Source organism: Paenibacillus sp. SEL3 (assembly GCF_054602585.1).
Genome location: NZ_CM137725.1, coordinates 422,401 through 437,648, shown reverse-complemented (window position 1 = coordinate 437,648; position 15,248 = coordinate 422,401). Strand labels below are relative to the sequence as shown.

The 15,248-nt window shown below is 44.5% G+C and carries 16 protein-coding genes; 12 read left to right on the top strand and 4 right to left on the bottom strand.

What is annotated here, in order from left to right:
- The first annotated feature begins 24 nt into the window (after positions 1 to 24).
- From ACYCS5_RS02205 to ACYCS5_RS02190, 4 genes are read left to right on the top strand one after another with little or no spacing between them, the layout of a single operon-like run.
- Entirely contained in the window at positions 25 to 1,386 is a 1,362-nt protein-coding gene (locus tag ACYCS5_RS02205; RefSeq protein ID WP_318627874.1) for a glycoside hydrolase family 28 protein, read from the top strand.
- A 23-nt stretch (positions 1,387 to 1,409) separates the two neighbouring features.
- Positions 1,410 to 2,294 (top strand): dienelactone hydrolase family protein, encoded by an 885-nt coding sequence (locus ACYCS5_RS02200; RefSeq protein ID WP_029517724.1) that lies wholly within the window; start codon positions 1,410 to 1,412, stop codon positions 2,292 to 2,294.
- 25 nt (positions 2,295 to 2,319) lie between these two features.
- Positions 2,320 to 3,327, top strand: coding sequence for a pectinesterase family protein (locus ACYCS5_RS02195; RefSeq protein ID WP_318627875.1), 1,008 nt, complete (start codon positions 2,320 to 2,322; stop codon positions 3,325 to 3,327).
- Positions 3,293 to 4,870, top strand: coding sequence for a glycoside hydrolase family 43 protein (locus tag ACYCS5_RS02190; RefSeq protein WP_459760730.1), 1,578 nt, complete (start codon positions 3,293 to 3,295; stop codon positions 4,868 to 4,870). The genes ACYCS5_RS02195 and ACYCS5_RS02190 overlap by 35 nt, the downstream gene beginning before the upstream one ends.
- A gap of 64 nt (positions 4,871 to 4,934) precedes the next feature.
- Here ACYCS5_RS02190 and ACYCS5_RS02185 read toward each other — a convergent pair whose 3' ends face one another.
- On the bottom strand, positions 4,935 to 5,822 hold the full coding sequence (locus ACYCS5_RS02185) for a LysR family transcriptional regulator (RefSeq protein WP_459760729.1): 888 nt from the start codon (positions 5,820 to 5,822) through the stop codon (positions 4,935 to 4,937).
- 118 nt (positions 5,823 to 5,940) lie between these two features.
- Between ACYCS5_RS02185 and ACYCS5_RS02180 the strand changes: the two genes are divergently transcribed.
- Together ACYCS5_RS02180 and ACYCS5_RS02175 are read left to right on the top strand one after the other, a co-directional pair.
- Positions 5,941 to 6,966, top strand: a complete 1,026-nt coding sequence (locus ACYCS5_RS02180; protein ID WP_459760728.1) for a YeiH family protein — start codon at positions 5,941 to 5,943, stop codon at positions 6,964 to 6,966.
- A gap of 239 nt (positions 6,967 to 7,205) precedes the next feature.
- A complete protein-coding gene (locus ACYCS5_RS02175) occupies positions 7,206 to 8,750 on the top strand; it encodes a GH25 family lysozyme (protein WP_029517719.1) in 1,545 nt (514 codons plus the stop codon).
- A 71-nt stretch (positions 8,751 to 8,821) separates the two neighbouring features.
- On the opposite strand, the gene ACYCS5_RS02170 is transcribed toward ACYCS5_RS02175, so the two are convergent.
- Positions 8,822 to 9,088 (bottom strand): DUF2642 domain-containing protein, encoded by a 267-nt coding sequence (locus ACYCS5_RS02170; protein ID WP_025719729.1) that lies wholly within the window; start codon positions 9,086 to 9,088, stop codon positions 8,822 to 8,824.
- 168 nt (positions 9,089 to 9,256) lie between these two features.
- Here ACYCS5_RS02170 and ACYCS5_RS02165 point away from each other — a divergent pair, with 168 nt between their 5' ends.
- Entirely contained in the window at positions 9,257 to 9,385 is a 129-nt protein-coding gene (locus ACYCS5_RS02165) for a hypothetical protein (RefSeq protein WP_013371969.1), read from the top strand.
- A gap of 189 nt (positions 9,386 to 9,574) precedes the next feature.
- Here ACYCS5_RS02165 and ACYCS5_RS02160 read toward each other — a convergent pair whose 3' ends face one another.
- Positions 9,575 to 9,805 carry an LSm family protein gene (locus ACYCS5_RS02160; protein ID WP_029517718.1) on the bottom strand — a complete coding sequence of 77 codons (231 nt, stop codon included), beginning with the start codon at positions 9,803 to 9,805 and terminating at the stop codon, positions 9,575 to 9,577.
- Between the two features lie 112 nt (positions 9,806 to 9,917).
- Positions 9,918 to 10,583 (bottom strand): cupin domain-containing protein, encoded by a 666-nt coding sequence (locus ACYCS5_RS02155; protein WP_342444275.1) that lies wholly within the window; start codon positions 10,581 to 10,583, stop codon positions 9,918 to 9,920.
- 457 nt (positions 10,584 to 11,040) lie between these two features.
- On the opposite strand from ACYCS5_RS02155, the gene ACYCS5_RS02150 reads away from it, so the two are divergent.
- From ACYCS5_RS02150 to ACYCS5_RS02130, 5 genes are all read left to right on the top strand, one after another.
- Positions 11,041 to 11,694, top strand: coding sequence for a cell wall hydrolase (locus ACYCS5_RS02150; protein WP_459760727.1), 654 nt, complete (start codon positions 11,041 to 11,043; stop codon positions 11,692 to 11,694).
- A 183-nt stretch (positions 11,695 to 11,877) separates the two neighbouring features.
- On the top strand, positions 11,878 to 12,228 hold the full coding sequence (locus ACYCS5_RS02145; RefSeq protein ID WP_029517714.1) for a hypothetical protein: 351 nt from the start codon (positions 11,878 to 11,880) through the stop codon (positions 12,226 to 12,228).
- 31 nt (positions 12,229 to 12,259) lie between these two features.
- Complete coding sequence (locus ACYCS5_RS02140; protein WP_165149141.1) at positions 12,260 to 13,246, top strand: ketoacyl-ACP synthase III; 987 nt, start codon at positions 12,260 to 12,262, stop codon at positions 13,244 to 13,246.
- A gap of 273 nt (positions 13,247 to 13,519) precedes the next feature.
- Positions 13,520 to 13,996, top strand: a complete 477-nt coding sequence (locus ACYCS5_RS02135) for a GNAT family N-acetyltransferase (RefSeq protein ID WP_238437947.1) — start codon at positions 13,520 to 13,522, stop codon at positions 13,994 to 13,996.
- A gap of 133 nt (positions 13,997 to 14,129) precedes the next feature.
- The gene (locus ACYCS5_RS02130) at positions 14,130 to 15,233 is read left to right on the top strand and encodes a glycerol dehydrogenase (protein WP_029517711.1); all 1,104 of its coding nucleotides are present in this window, start codon (positions 14,130 to 14,132) and stop codon (positions 15,231 to 15,233) included.
- Positions 15,234 to 15,248: the final 15 nt, after the last annotated feature.

The following is a 15,248-nucleotide window of genomic DNA, read 5'->3' as shown; positions in this document are numbered from 1 at the left end:
AAAAAAAAGACAGGAGAGAACGAAATGCAATTGTATAACATTGTAGAATATGGAGCAGTTCAGGATGGCACGACGTTGGCTACGGGAGCGATTGCGGCTGCCATTGAAGCGGCCAGCAATGCTGGAGGAGGAACCGTTGTTGTTCCGTCTGGGACGTATCTGACAGGTGCTATCTTTCTGAAAAATAACATTGAACTACATGTAAGTCCTGGCGCAATTCTGTCCTTCAGTACGGATCTGGCTGATTACCCTGTAGTGGAATCCAGATGGGAAGGCGTTCAGCGGGAAGTGCATGCGTCATGCATTTATGGACAGAATCTTGAGAATATTTCAGTTACAGGTAGCGGAACGCTGGATGGAAATGGTCAGCCGTGGTGGGAAAAGCACCGAAATCATCCAGAGGAGTTACAGTATCCGAGACCCAAATTAATCAGCTTTGACCGTTGTCAGCGGGTTACCATTAAAGATGTTATGTTAAAAAATTCCCCCAGTTGGACTGTGAACCCCATCGCTTGCTATAACGTTACGATTGATAATTTGTCCATTCTTAACCCGGCGGACTCCCCCAATACGGATGGCATTAATCCTGAATCCTGTTCCAATGTTCGTATTAGCAACTGCAATATAGATGTGGGCGATGATTGTATTGCGATCAAAGCAGGGACCGAAGATACACAAGAGCGAATTCCATGTGAAAATATTACGATTACCAACTGTACGATGGTGCATGGACATGGCGCAGTTGTACTGGGGAGCGAAATGAGTGGTGATATTCGTAATGTTACGATCAGCAATTGTGTGTTCAAGCAAACAGATCGGGGTATACGTCTGAAATCCAGACGGGGACGTGGCGGAATCATCGAGGATATCCGCGTCAGCAACATTGTGATGGAGGAGGTCATTTGTCCATTTATTCTGAACCTGTATTATTTCTGCGGCCCTCGGGGCAAAGACAAATATGTGTGGGACAAAAATCCCTATCCGATTACCGATGAAACCCCGTGCTTTAGACGAATTCATTTTTCCGATATTACGGCACGACAGGTTCATGCGGCTGCTGGATTCTTATACGGACTAGCAGAACAATATATTGCTGAAATTACATTCTCCAATATTGATATTTCTATGGCTAAAAATGCAATTCCCGGTCGTCCGGCCATGATGACAGGGATCGAAGATATGAATAACCGTGGTTTTTATCTAGGTAACGTGAGGGATATTCGTTTTCAACAGGTGACGATTGAGAATCATCAAGGTCCTGCCTTTTATATTGAGAATGGGGAAGACGTTGAAATCAATCGTTGCCATTCGAAGAATACAGCTCAGCCCGAAAAGCTGATAGAACAAGTAACGATACAACCTTCTGAACAAAATAGGATGAATTAGGAGGACATGAAAGGAGGTACAACGTGGATAAATTACAAGCATTGTTGGGAGACCTTCCGGCAGATCGCCCTATAACGGCAACTCTGTTGAATGAAGAAGAGCGTGAGGGGTACCGACTGGAGTGTCTCCTGCTGGACTTGAACGGGATCGAATCTGTACCCGCTTATGTAGCTACACCCTTGCAAGGGAACGGTCCGTTTCCAATGGTCGTTTTTAACCATTCGCATGGGGGCAACTATACGAATGGACGTAAGGAACTGCTCCATAGCAGCTCTTACTTGCAGCAGCCCTCGTTTGCTACAACCCTGACAGACATGGGGTACTGCGTATGCTGCATTGACATGTGGGGCTTCAATGAACGTGGGGGCAAAACCGAAAGCGAGCTGGTAAAGGAAATGCTCTGGCAGGGCCAAGTGCTGTGGGGCATGATGCTGTATGATAACCGTCGCTTGGTGGATTATATGTGCCAGCGTGAAGACATTGATGCTTCCCGTATCGCAACAATCGGTATGTCGATGGGCGGACTCATGGCATGGTGGATGGCTGCGTTAGATGAACGGATACAGGTTACGGTTGATATTTGTGGACAGGTAGATGCCCATACGCTAATCGCTAAACGGGGATTGGACCATCATGGCTTTTATTCCTATGTCCCCGGCTTGCTGAAGCATTTTACCACCCTTGATATTCAAAAGCGGATCGTACCTCGTCCACGGATGAGTATAACAGGTCAAAATGACCGGATGTGTCCTATTGAAGGAGTCGAGCATTTGGCAAAAGGGTTGCTGGAAGCTTACCAGCAGGCAGGTCACCCAGAGCATTGGCAGCCTGTGATTGCAGGCGGTGGACATATGGAGACGCTGCAAATGCGCACGGCGTGGCAGACATTTTTAGCCAAGCACCTGTAAATCAAATGAAAGGATCGGGGTAATCATGCTAGTTGGAAAAGAATCCTTTTGTGATTTCCATACGATTCAGGAGGCAATTGCTGTATTGGAGCAGTCGGCTTCCAATGAAATGGAAACGTTAACTATTTTATCAGGTATTTATGAGGAAGAGGTGCGAATTTACCGTTCGTATCTTCATATTATAGGCATCGGGCAGGTAGAGATTCGAATGAATCGGTATGCCAAGGAGCGGAATGAAGCGGGTGAGGAAATAGGGACCTTTGCGACACCCACTTTATTTTTAGGCGGTAGCCATCTGATCTTGGAAAATCTCACGATTTCCAACACGGCAGGACAGGGAGAAGCCATTGGGCAGGCCGTTGCGGTATACGCTCATTGCGATGAAACGGTCTTTAGAAACTGTACCTTTAAAGGGCACCAGGATACTTTATTTACAGGCCCTCTACCTCCTGCACCGAAAGAACGACTCCAGTTTGGTGGAATCCATTTGAAGGAGCACCATAGACACTATCGGCAGCTCTATCAGCATTGTTATATAGAGGGTACGGTGGACTTTATTTTTGGTGGGGCTACCGCTTATTTTGAAGATTGCGAAATTCGCAGTTTACGCCATCATGAGAACCAAACGAGCTACGTCACAGCCGCCTCTACGCCGCAAGGACAAGCGTATGGCTATGTATTCAACCAATGCTACCTAACTGCAGAGCCTGATATTACCCCAGTTTTTTTGGGGCGTCCGTGGCGGGAATATGCCAAGACTGTATTTGTCGATTGTAAAATGGGCGATCATATTGACCCACGTGGCTGGGACAATTGGAACAATGTTGCGAACGAGAAAACCGTCTGTTATCAGGAATACGGTGAATTCGACAAAGTGGCTACGTTACGTAAGCAGCGTGTTCCGTGGGCAGATTGTTTTGAATTGGGAACAAAAATATGGAGCAAGGAGCAGATTTTTGCAGAAGTCACATTTTGGAAGCAAGGAGAAGTGAGGTTTCATGATGATCCAAAATCCCATATTAAAAGGCTTTAATCCCGATCCGTGTATTACACGAGCCCTGGATACTTACTATATTGTGGTGTCATCGTTTGAGTGGCTGCCTGGAGTACGGGTGTACCAGTCCAAAGATTTGGCCCATTGGGAGCACTGCACAGATATTTTGACCGATCAGGTTGACTTAAGAGGTAATCCTAAAAATTGCAGTATTTGGGCACCACAGCTTAGTTATGCGGATAACCTTTTTTATCTGCTCTATACGGATGTGAAAAGCACCAAACGTCCGTTCAAGGATGTTCATAATTTTGTGATGACGGCGCCTACGATCCAAGGACCGTGGTCGAAGCCCGTTTATCTTAATAGTAGCGGATTTGATCCGTCTTTATTTCATGATGAGGACGGACGCAAATGGCTGTTGAACGCATTGTGGGATTATCGCATGTTGGAAAGCAATAAATCTTCCGGTATCGTCATGCAGGAGTATGATAGCAAGCAACAACAGCTCATTGGGGAGCCTGTTAAAATCTTTGATTGTACTCCTTTGAAGAAAACAGAAGCGCCTCATATCTACAAGCAAAACGGATATTATTATCTTGTTACAGCGGAAGGCGGAACGGGTACGGGGCATGCCGTTACCGTAGCACGCTCGAAGCAAATAACCGGACCATATGAAGTAGACCCGCACAACCCGATGCTTACATCACGTGATCGACTGGATTTCCCGTTACAATGTGCAGGACATGGCAGTCTTGTACAAACACCAGACGGCGAATGGTACATGGCTCATTTATGCACACGCCCGGTAGAGGGGAAATATGCCATTTTGGGACGGGAAACAGCCTTGCAGCAAGTGTACTGGAATGATGAAGGCTGGCTGCGATTAACCGCGGGGGGCCATACGCCTCAATTGGAGGTGCCTGCACCTCAAGGGACAATTTCGGTTAACCAAGAGCAAAAGAGTAATATTTTCGAGGATTTTTTCGAGGGAACCCTATTAGATAAAACGTGGAACACATTGCGTATCCTAGCGAACGAGAGCTGGTGTTCATTAAGTCAGCGCCCGGACTACCTTCGAATCCATGCTGGGGAATCCATACAAAGTCTGTTCCAGCATCACGTGCTTGCCATTCGGCAAACAGATCATCATTTCCGGGTAGAAACAGCACTGGAGTACCAGCCAACAAGCTATTTGCAGATGGCGGGGCTACTACTGTACCTTAATGAAGAAGATTATTTGTACGCCTATATTAGCTATGAGGAAGGACAAGGGAAGGTACTACGCTTGATGCGATGTGAAGCCAACACATTTACCTTAGTTCCCCAAGCGATTACGCTTCAGGACGATCTTCCTATACATTTAGCTGTGGAAGTCCATGCATCCCACGGGCAATTTTATTATGGAGTCGGAGACAAACCTGCTTGGAAGCGGCTTTTTGAAATGCAGGATATCAGCTTTTTATCCGGTGGTTTTACAGGGAATTTTGTAGGTATTGCTGCTCATGATATGCAACAATTCCAAGGAAGCTACGCTGATTTTTCTCATTTCTTATATCATGGTAAGGATCATCTTTCCTCATAAAAAACATGATAATGATTATGTTGAAAGCACCTTAATGGGTGCTTTTTTTCGTGGTTTCTGCACTTTACCTTGTCACATTATAACTTCGCAAAATCTCCAAAAAAACGGTGCTTGCTTTCGTTTCAAATGTCGATGAAGGAGTTAGGAAGGAGAATTTTCGAATGACCGGAAGATTATGAATATCCAGTACTTTTAATGTGCCCAGAGCAAGTTCCTTCTGAATGACCCATTGGGACAGCAAAGAAATCCCCAAGCCTGCTTCTACAGACTCTTTGATGATCTGTGTACTGCCAAAATTCATCATATGAGAAGGATAAAATCGAAGCTGTGCAAACACCTTTTCAGCCGCCTCCCGGGTTCCAGAGCCTTCTTCCCGCAGAATCCAGATGTCCTCATGCAGCTCATTTATATCCACTTGAGATTTACCAGCCAAACGATGATTTTGCGGAACGACGATATACATTCGATCATCAGCAAATGATTCAATGTGTAGATGGTCATGCTGAAATTCTCCTTCGATAATCCCCACATCCAGTTGATTATGGATCACGAGCTTTTCAATTTCCAATGTATTGCCGATGGTAATGGAGGGCTGAATGAGTGGATACTGGATTCTCATTTGCGCAATCACATGCGGCAGCACATATTCGCCATACGTGTAGCTTGCACCAATAGACAGGTTACCCTTTGCCGTATGCATTAGCTCATCCACCAAGTACTGCATACGTGTATGGAGTCGGATAATCTCCTGGGCATGATGATACACAATTTCACCTGCTTTGGTTAAGCGCACATATTTATTACTACGCTCCAGGAGACGGGTTCCTACGCTACGTTCCAGCATTTGAATATACTGACTTACCGCAGGTTGGGTCATGTGTAATACCTCGGCAGCTCGTGTGAAGTTTTGTTTCTCTGCGACCCTAACAAATACGATTAAAGATTGGTCCAAAGCCCGTTCCTCCAAATTTATTATATCTATTTACTTATTATCATTATTATAATGATTTATTTTTCTTATGACAAAAAACATATTAAGCTGGATGCATGTAGAATTGGAGGGGTTCACCATGAATAGTCATACACAACATACCAAATTATTTTCGAACAGAGGGCGATTATTCCAGCATATATTTGGCATTATCCTCACGATGTTATTTGCTTTGGCAGGATACGGTCTGAACGAATTGCCAGGCTTTCATTATGTAGGTCCATTGGCTTGTGCCATGTTTCTCGCTATTTTGTACCGACAGTTGTGGGGATACCCTGAAGCTGTGCGCTCAGGGGTTGAGTTTTCAGCAAAGAAAATACTACGTGGAGCGATTGTGCTATTTGGGCTGAAGCTGAATATGGATGTTGTCATTCATCATGGACTGGGTTTACTTTTGCGTGATGTGGGCACTGTTGTATTTTCCATCTTTTTTACGGTTTGGCTGGCAAAACGTTTCAAGGCAGATGCTTCGCTTTCGCTTCTTCTTGGTATTGGAACAGGAGTTTGCGGTGCAGCAGCGATTGCAGCGGTTTCTCCCTTGTTAAAATCCAAAGATGAGGATACAGCCATAGGGGTAGGACTCATTGCCTTGGTTGGAACGGTATTTGCCATTTTGTTTACTGTGCTTCGGCCCTGGCTTCCTTTGACGGATATGCAATATGGAATCTGGTCGGGTATCAGTTTACATGAAATTGCACATGTGGCCTTAGCTGCAGCGCCTGCCGGACAGGATGCACTTGCAATGGGCTTATTAGCCAAACTGGGGCGTGTTTTCTTACTCATACCGCTCAGCTTTGTTTTAATGGTTTGGATGAAACGAACTGGAAAAATTCGTACAGACGCTAAAGTGGAGTTCCCCTGGTTCCTCATCGGCTTTATAGCTACAAGTATTGTGGGCAGCTATGTATTTGGAAAATATATTGTAGTTCCGTCTAGTCTGACGAACGGAATTTCTCAAGTTACTACCTTTATGTTAACGATGGCTATGGTAGGCATGGGGCTGAATGTGAGTTTTAAGGCTCTGCGGGAGAAAGCAATGCTTCCCTTACTGGTACTGTCTGTTACCTCGATCATTCTTATAGGTTTAACATTTTTAACAGTGTGAACATGAAGTATTCGTTTGTGATAAGATTGCTAGTAAACCAGATTAATAAAACTGGAGAAAGCTCTGCTTGCTATATAGCTGGTAGAGTTTTTTAGTACTTTTGTATGATAAGACTGAAATATGTACTGAATCAATCGTAACTTTTTACATATGATTCGCGTCTATCAAAATGGAGGTCCTGAGAATCATAGAGTGCAAGAATTTCATAAGCGAAAATATAGAGAATGGTAGGGTACATAATGAAGAAAATTTGTTTATTTGCTTTTTTGTTTCTGTTTCTACTAGCATTTCCAAGAGAGAGTCACGCTGCCTCTTCGAGTTCACATCTTCAGTTAGACGGTAAAGATATAAGTGTTGGCAAAGGTGTTCAGATTCAAGAAGTAAAGGGGAATATACTGGTTCCACTCCGTCTCATTGTAGAGGAATTGGGTTATAGCGTGAATTGGGAGTCCAAGACAGGGACCATAACTATACATAAGCAAAATCTTAACCTCAGTCTTCAGGTCAACAATCCCATGGCCTCTGTTAATGATCATCAAATGGGATTGGCTGTAGCGCCTTTGCTTAGAGAGGGGACGACTTATGTTCCGCTTCGCTTTGTATCCGAACAGACAGGGGTTGATGTGGTCTGGAACAACGAGCTTAAAACCGTGTTCCTGACGACTCCACCTGCTTCAAGCGGGAATAGCGAGTCCACTCATGATCATTCTGCTACTCCAGCTGTAAGTAATCCTAAAGAGAGTGCGCGCACGGCTATAAACCAAATTAGCTTCGCTAATCACCAATTGACTATAGCTGTTAATGGAAAAGTAACCCCCAAAGTAACTACGTTGACTCATGCAGACCGTATTGTTGTAGACATACCGGATACAAAGTTTGCTGAGGAATTTCTAGCATCGCAATCATTTGACAATAGTGGACAAGGAAGTTTTCCAGTCACAGAAGATCCAGATGTTTCCCAAGTAAGATATTCCATGTTTAGTACAACTCCCGCATCGGTACGTATTGTGGTTGATCTTAATAACAGCACACCTTTTCATATACTCAATGCAGATGATGGTAAGGTTGTTATAGCATTGGATCAGGAAACGGAGGAGCCATCAACTACCGAGAACGTTTTACCTACCATACCTGTTGCACCTGTGATTTCTTCCGATGGACACGCGCAAGGGATTGACGTCTCACACTATAATGGCAATATTGATTGGCAGCAAGTGGCAGCGGCAGGTAAAACATTTGCTTTTATTAAAGCTACAGAGGGCACAAAATATCAAGATAATCAATTTTTGATAAATGTACAGGGTGCCAGAGAGGCTAACATCTTGGTTGGCGCTTACCACTTTTTGAACGCAACTACCGCGGATGGAGCTCGTCAGGAAGCTGCTAACTTTGCTAGGGCTCTAGATTCAGCAGGAGGCAGGCTGGATCTGCCCCCTGTGATGGACTATGAAAATAACCCCAAAGGTCTTACTCCTGCACAAATTAATGAAGTGGCTCATGCCTTTTTGGATGAAATGGAGAGGCTTACCGGACGTCAGCCGATCGTATACACGGGTAATGTCTTTGCTTCCAAGTTTGATCCTACATTTTCTATGTATAAACTGTGGGTAGCCCGATACAGCACTACGCAAAAGCCGACCGCGGTTCCAGCTTGGAATAACTGGTGGGCTTGGCAGTACAGTAGCACAGGCAGTGTTCCGGGTATTCGAGGCCAAGTGGATTTGGATGAATACAACGGAACGATAGATGAACTCCGGGCTTCACTTGGAGGAGAGCTCGATTAGCATAATCATATTATGATCAATCCTCGCGAATCCGGAACAGGATCTGCGAGGATTTTTAATGTCTGATTTGTTTAGTTGGGCATGATCCATACGATTTCGCTGATTCGAACAAAGAATTTTTTCCCATATACATCTAAAATAACATGGTCGGGCTTACAATCAACTACGCATCCATCAATTCTGCCACGAGTGGTCTCAAGTACAACGTACTTGCCGATCACCGATTTTAATGTTTCTACGACGTATGGATCTACAGGGTGCACCACGACGTGGTGAGAGGTAGGATGGTGAGGAAAAGGTTGATTAACGTTGTAATTGAGCATTTGATTTGAATTCAATTGCTTCACTCCTTCAAGATTAGTTGTGTTATCCTATGCTCCTGCCTAGGAAAGGTGTAGGCTAATGCCCATCAGCGAAAACATTCATAACATTGCCAAAAAGCCCGGTCCATGGGAAAGCTCAATACATAAGCTATGTTGTACCTTGAATTGAAGGAGGCAATGACCATGAGTGAATGTGAAAGAGGTTGTGGCGGCGGTTCAGTAGGAGGCTACCCAGGAGTTTGGACATCGACAGGAGCTATTCTGGTACTGTTCATTCTGCTCGTTATCATTACGAAGTCTTTATGGGTTTAATTTAAAATGAGTAGCTTAACCCCCCATCGGTATATAACTGATGGGGGGTTAAGTGTTTTAGAGGTTGGAACATATGATAAAACACCTCAAATAACAGCGTACAAGCCCTACACAAATGGTGCCGGGCTGGACAGCTGTCATTTGAGGTACACTGGCATCTATAGACAGGAACGGACAATGGGTCAGGGATTAAATTAACGCAATCGCCAGCAGGGTGAACAGGCTCAATGTTAAGATTTGATTCCCATACCCGTAGCCAGGATAAAAGGCAGACGTTTGTACACGTCCGTTCCGTTCTGTTTTTAAGTACACATTATTACGATCCACATCCATAATGGTTCCTTCGTACTGTTTTCCGTCCATGGTGAGAATACGTACTTTTTTATTCATGCAGTTCAAACAGTTGTAGTAAGCGTCCATTCCATCACCCCCTCTTATACATTGGCATTTTATGAGAGGGACGGTCTTATGGTAACGGCGAACATACAGGGAAAAGGTATTCCCTCGAACTTAAGACCTGACTAGAGTTAGCCTATTCTTGATAGGGATTAAAAGAGAAGCCAGGATATCCGTTAGTATAGGCGTAATCTCTTTGGGGGACGGCTTGATAGTGTGGTGAAGCATCAGCAAGCCTCACATGTATCCCAGGTTTTCGGGGGGGCTGCTGCTTGCAGTCATTGGGAGGACCGATGATGACAGGCTTTTTAATAGGGACGAGCGCTTCCTGAACCTTATTCTCATCCAGGCAGTAAGTATGAGCCATAATGTTATTTGGCGTTAGGCGCAAAATGTCAGATCCCAGTATGAATTCAGGGGTCGGGGCATCAAAAATCGTCAACAAATGAGTGTTATCCATCGTGGCGACCAGATAATGCCACCATCCTTGAGGGACGTTAGCCACTTGGCCAGGTGTGATCGGAAAATGTCGTAACTCGCGGGTAAAGGGGTTAATCAGTGACACGGTTACGGCTCCAGAGATGCAGTAGACCAGTTCTGTGGCATTTTGATGATAGTGAGGCTCCACAACATTAGCAGTGCTGAGGCGAATATCCAGCAGCGATACATTTGCCAATGTATTCAGCTGCTGGATCGACAGCTCGTTGATCGAATTTTGAGCATCCTTCTGAAACAAAACATTGTCTCTTAAATCATAGGTGAATTGTACAGTAGGAGAGGTGTAATCCATATATGAATTCACGCGTCGTTTCCAGCCTTTCTGTTATTCGAAATTTGAGGATCGTACGCTACCCTATGCATACGCCTATATATGTGTGCGCGGAAATGTGATTTGAATTCATAGAAATCAGGCTTCGGTCCCGGGTAAGTTAAAGCGAAAAATAGCGAAAAAAGTCACGTATTCAAGTGTGTCCAGAACATGCTCCATTGCTTTTAATACACGTCATTCCTTTAGGGATGGCGTTTTATTTGCTTGGGTAGTCTTAGGACCAGAGCCGGATGATACGTAAATGCGGCTTGTGGTATACTGCAACGGACGTGTGAAAGCATGATTGTCCCATTCCGTATGTAGCCACGCGTCATTTCTGCAGCTAGGCATAAGTTATGTCATAAGAAACATCATCGGATAAACGTCCCTGAGTTGTACAGGCCGGAATGGTTGCACCGGACAGAACATGAAAGAGGAGGTTGTCTGGAATATGAAAAAATTATCTATTTTAATCCTGTCCTGCGCATGTATGTTAGGTACTGTATTGTCAGTCGCACCAGGACAAGCACAAGCACAATCGTCAGCTTTGAAGAAAGGGGTTCAAAGCGAACGGGTGCTGGAGCTTCAACAGCGGCTTCATTCGCTCGGTTATTTCAAAGCCGGGTTTACTGGGTACTATGGTTCTCTGACCAGTAAAGCGGTGACTCGTTTTCAACGGGATAACGGTCTGACACCTGATGGAGTAGCCGGAGCTGCTACACAAGCCAAGCTGAAATCCTTCGGTAAGGTGCGCGTAACCGCGCTGGATCAACTGGCTCGTATCATTTATTCTGAGGCGCGCGGAGAATCGTTTAAAGGTCAAGTAGCTGTCGGCGCTGTCGTATTAAACCGTGTTCAGTCCGGCGAGTTTCCAAGCTCGATCCCGGACGTTATTTTGCAGCCTGGCCAATTCACCGCTGTACAGGATGGACAATACCGCCTGAAACCCAACAAGACTGCGTACCGTGCAGCCAGACAGGCACTTAATGGTGCTGATCCGACCAATGGGTCCTTGTTTTATTACAACCCGGCCATTGCCACAGCCAAATGGAGTAAAAGTCGCCCGGCTGTCATCTCACTCGGTCGCCATACGTTTACGAATTAATTTCACATGAGAATACGCAAATTTCTAGCCGTCAGTTGCTTCTTTAGGAGCAGTGACGGTTTTTTATATTCGCAAATTTGTAATATATTAGTGGTGATTCATCTGATTTAATATTAAAAATTCTACCTATTATTCCGATACTCTTAATAGACAAAAAAATGAAATTAAAGGAGTCTTTCTAAAATGAGTCAACATCCTTACACTATCGAAGTAGATCAAGCCATGAAAACGGTACATATGGCGGTGAATGGAGTGTTTAGCCAGGAGGAGTATGATAGCTTTGTAAAAGATTATGTAGCCAAAACCTCATCCATTCAGGCGTCCAGCTTTACACTCAAGGTAGATTGTACCCAGATGGCACTTTTGGGTCCGGGAGAAGTGGAAAAATTGAAGGGCTCATTTGTACGTTATAAAGAAACCGGATTTGCCAAAGTAATCTTTGGTATCAGCCTTCAACAAACCATTATTAAAATGCAGCTTGGTCGAGTAGCACGCGAAGCAGGATTAAACAACGTAGATATTGTTGTACAATAATGCGCTGACGTATGTGTAAGGGGGAAGCCTGATGAGCCATATCAAAATAAAAGCACTGGGTGTGTACCATCCGTCCCATTCGTTGGATAACGAATACTATGTTCGCCATTTTGACGAGCGGGGCAAGGATATTCGACGCTTCATGGAGCATATGGGCAGAAGACAGCGTTATATCATTGATGACCCGAACGAAAACGGTTTAACCATGGGAATTGCGGCTGCGCAAAAAGCTTTGGAACAGGCTGGTATGACAGGCTGTGACGTGGATATGATCGTGTTCTCCACTCAAGTTCCTGAGTCACTGTTTCCGATGAATGCCTTGTTTGTTCACCATGCGATTGGAGCCAGACATGATGTGGCCGTGATGGATTCCAACGCGAATTGTGCAGGGATGACAGTCGCTGTCGATCAAGCCAGTCGGTCGATGTTATCTAATCCTGACGTGCGGACAGCGCTTATTATCGGTTCGGATTATAATTCACTCATTTCCGGTCCGGAGGATGAGATTACTTATGCGAACTATGGAGATGCTGCATGTGCGGTTATTTTGGAGCGTACAGAAGAAGACACCGGATTTATAGATTCTATGTATTTTACGGACCCAGTCAATATAGATAAAATTTTGTACCCGGCTCAGGGATTAGCGGCAACACTCCAAAGGAATGCCCCCGGAAAATATATTCAGTGGCTTCCGTTCGATGCTAATATGGCCTTGCCTCCTACATTTGATCTGCTTGAACGCATTTTAAAAAAGAATGGGCTATCGCCTCAGGATGTACGGGCTTATTGTCTGTCTCAGTTCTCGTTAGCAAATGTATTAAAGATTCAGGATCACTTGGAGCTAGAGGATGCCCAAATGATTTATGTGGGTGATCGATATGGTTACACAGGAACCAGTAGCCCGTTCATTGCTCTTTATGAAGGTATTGAATCGGGTCGTATCCGGCGTGGTGATTATGTGCTGTTCTGGACGATTGGAGCTGGGTATCAGCTGGTTGCTATGTTGTTTAAATATTAGTTATGCGAAGACCTTGCAGTTGCAAGGTCTTTTTGTGTATCACACAATGACAATTGTAATGATTTGGTTGTGTTATGTTTGATTATTTTGTAAAATTTAAACATTGAATTCATAAGGGAGAGCTTATATTGCGGACATCGGATAGCATGACAATTGTGACAGAAAACATAGCACACATTTCATAATAGGAGCTGAAGGGTCATTAAAATCGAAAATTTATTTTATGGAGAACGAATAAAGCTGGCCGCAGTCAGGGAAGAAGATGCCGAAGTGATGTTCAAATGGGGTGAGGATGCGAAGTATCTGCGAAATGTAGATACAGATTTAGCGCTTCCTTATACGTTGAAACAGATGGAGTCAGAAGGATCTCCCAGATCTAACGAGGTCTATTTTCGATTAAGAACATTGGTAGATGATGTCTTGATCGGATTTGTTGCTATCCACGGGATTGAGTGGAATAATCGCAGCGGACAACTGGCAATAGGTATAGGTAATACGGAGTACCGTGGCAAGGGCTTTGGGGCAGAAGCTGTAGGTCTCATTCTTCGGTATGCGTTTTATGAGCTCAATTTAAATCGGGTCGGCTTGGATGTGATTGAGTACAATACACAAGCGATCCGAACTTATGAGAAGGCGGGGTTCCAGCTTGAGGGTAGAGTTCGTTCCGCTGTTCTTCGTGATGGCAACAGTTATGATCGTATCATGATGGGTATCCTGTATTCTGAATGGAGCTCGACTGTTCAAGTATAATAGATACACAATTTGTTCATAAAATATTCCATAATAAGCCTTTTAATAATGTGAAAAGAGGTTTATAGTTAAGGGGTCACATGCCCAAATGGTTATTAATTTGAGTATGAGTCAAAGCTGAGGAGGAATTTACATGGCAAACGTTGTAAGATCCATCACTTCACCCAAGAAATTTATTTCTGGACAAAATCTGCTCTCGTCGTTAAATGACTATATTAAGGATTATGGCGATAAAGCCTTTGTTATCTGCGATGAGTTCATACTTGAAAGGGCCCAAAAGGAGGCAGGCGCTTCAATTGAAGCAGCTGGTAACCAAGTGGTCTTCGAGAAATTCCAATATGAATGTACAAAAGAAGAGATTGATCGTAACCGCGAATTGGTGCGTAAACATGGTTCGAACATTATCATAGGCATTGGCGGGGGAAAAACATTGGATACCGCTAAGGCAACGGCTTATTATGAAAAGCTGCCTGTTGTTATTTTCCCAACGATTGCTTCTACAGATGCTCCTTGTACCGCGCTTGCGGTTATATACAAAAAAGATGGCTCTTTCGATGAATATCTGTTCCTGCCTACTAATCCAGACGTTGTACTGGCGGATACAGGCATTCTGGCAGCAGCGCCTGCACGTTTCTTTGCAGCTGGAATCGGTGATGCACTGGCCACTTATTTTGAAGCTCGTGCTTGCTATCAGGCCAACGGGGATAACCTGGTTCTGAACAAGCCTTCCACTACAGGGCTGGGACTTGCTCGTCTTTGTTATGATACGTTGCTGGAAAATGCTGTGAAGGCCAAACGTGCTGTGGATCGTAAAGTATATACTCGTGCGGTGGAGGATACGATTGAAGCTACCATTTATCTGAGCGGTGTTGGTGCAGAATCAGGTGGATTGGCAGCAGCACACGCCATTCATAATGGTATGACGGCTGTTCCTTCGCTTCATAAAGCACAGCATGGTGAGAAAGTCACATTCGGTTTGTTAACCCAGCTAGTGCTGGAAAATGCACCGAAAGAAGAACTGGAAACCGTGATTAAACTGGTTAAGGATGTAGGCCTTCCATTGACACTTCGTGACTTGGGTGTAGAGGAATTTGTTGAGGCTGAATGGCGCCAAGTGGCTGAAGCTGCTTGTGCATCGAATGATACAATGGTCAACATGCCGTTCCCGGTTAGTCCTGCTGACGTGTACAATGCAATCATTGCAGCGAATGCAATAGCAGAATCCTATCAAGAATAGTTTCTTCCTAAATCA

What these genes read in the sequence shown, in the direction of transcription:
- ACYCS5_RS02205 (WP_318627874.1), top strand. Translation starts at nt 25, where the DNA reads ATGCAATTGTATAACATTGTAGAATATGGAGCAGTTCAGGATGGCACG.
- ACYCS5_RS02195 (WP_318627875.1), top strand. Translation starts at nt 2,320, where the DNA reads ATGCTAGTTGGAAAAGAATCCTTTTGTGATTTCCATACGATTCAGGAG.
- ACYCS5_RS02190 (WP_459760730.1), top strand. Translation starts at nt 3,293, where the DNA reads ATGATGATCCAAAATCCCATATTAAAAGGCTTTAATCCCGATCCGTGT.
- ACYCS5_RS02180 (WP_459760728.1), top strand. Translation starts at nt 5,941, where the DNA reads ATGAATAGTCATACACAACATACCAAATTATTTTCGAACAGAGGGCGA.
- ACYCS5_RS02175 (WP_029517719.1), top strand. Translation starts at nt 7,206, where the DNA reads ATGAAGAAAATTTGTTTATTTGCTTTTTTGTTTCTGTTTCTACTAGCA.
- ACYCS5_RS02165 (WP_013371969.1), top strand. Translation starts at nt 9,257, where the DNA reads ATGAGTGAATGTGAAAGAGGTTGTGGCGGCGGTTCAGTAGGAGGCTAC.
- ACYCS5_RS02160 (WP_029517718.1), bottom strand. Translation starts at nt 9,805, where the DNA reads ATGGACGCTTACTACAACTGTTTGAACTGCATGAATAAAAAAGTACGT.
- ACYCS5_RS02150 (WP_459760727.1), top strand. Translation starts at nt 11,041, where the DNA reads ATGAAAAAATTATCTATTTTAATCCTGTCCTGCGCATGTATGTTAGGT.
- ACYCS5_RS02145 (WP_029517714.1), top strand. Translation starts at nt 11,878, where the DNA reads ATGAGTCAACATCCTTACACTATCGAAGTAGATCAAGCCATGAAAACG.
- ACYCS5_RS02140 (WP_165149141.1), top strand. Translation starts at nt 12,260, where the DNA reads ATGAGCCATATCAAAATAAAAGCACTGGGTGTGTACCATCCGTCCCAT.
- ACYCS5_RS02135 (WP_238437947.1), top strand. Translation starts at nt 13,520, where the DNA reads ATGTTCAAATGGGGTGAGGATGCGAAGTATCTGCGAAATGTAGATACA.
- ACYCS5_RS02130 (WP_029517711.1), top strand. Translation starts at nt 14,130, where the DNA reads ATGGCAAACGTTGTAAGATCCATCACTTCACCCAAGAAATTTATTTCT.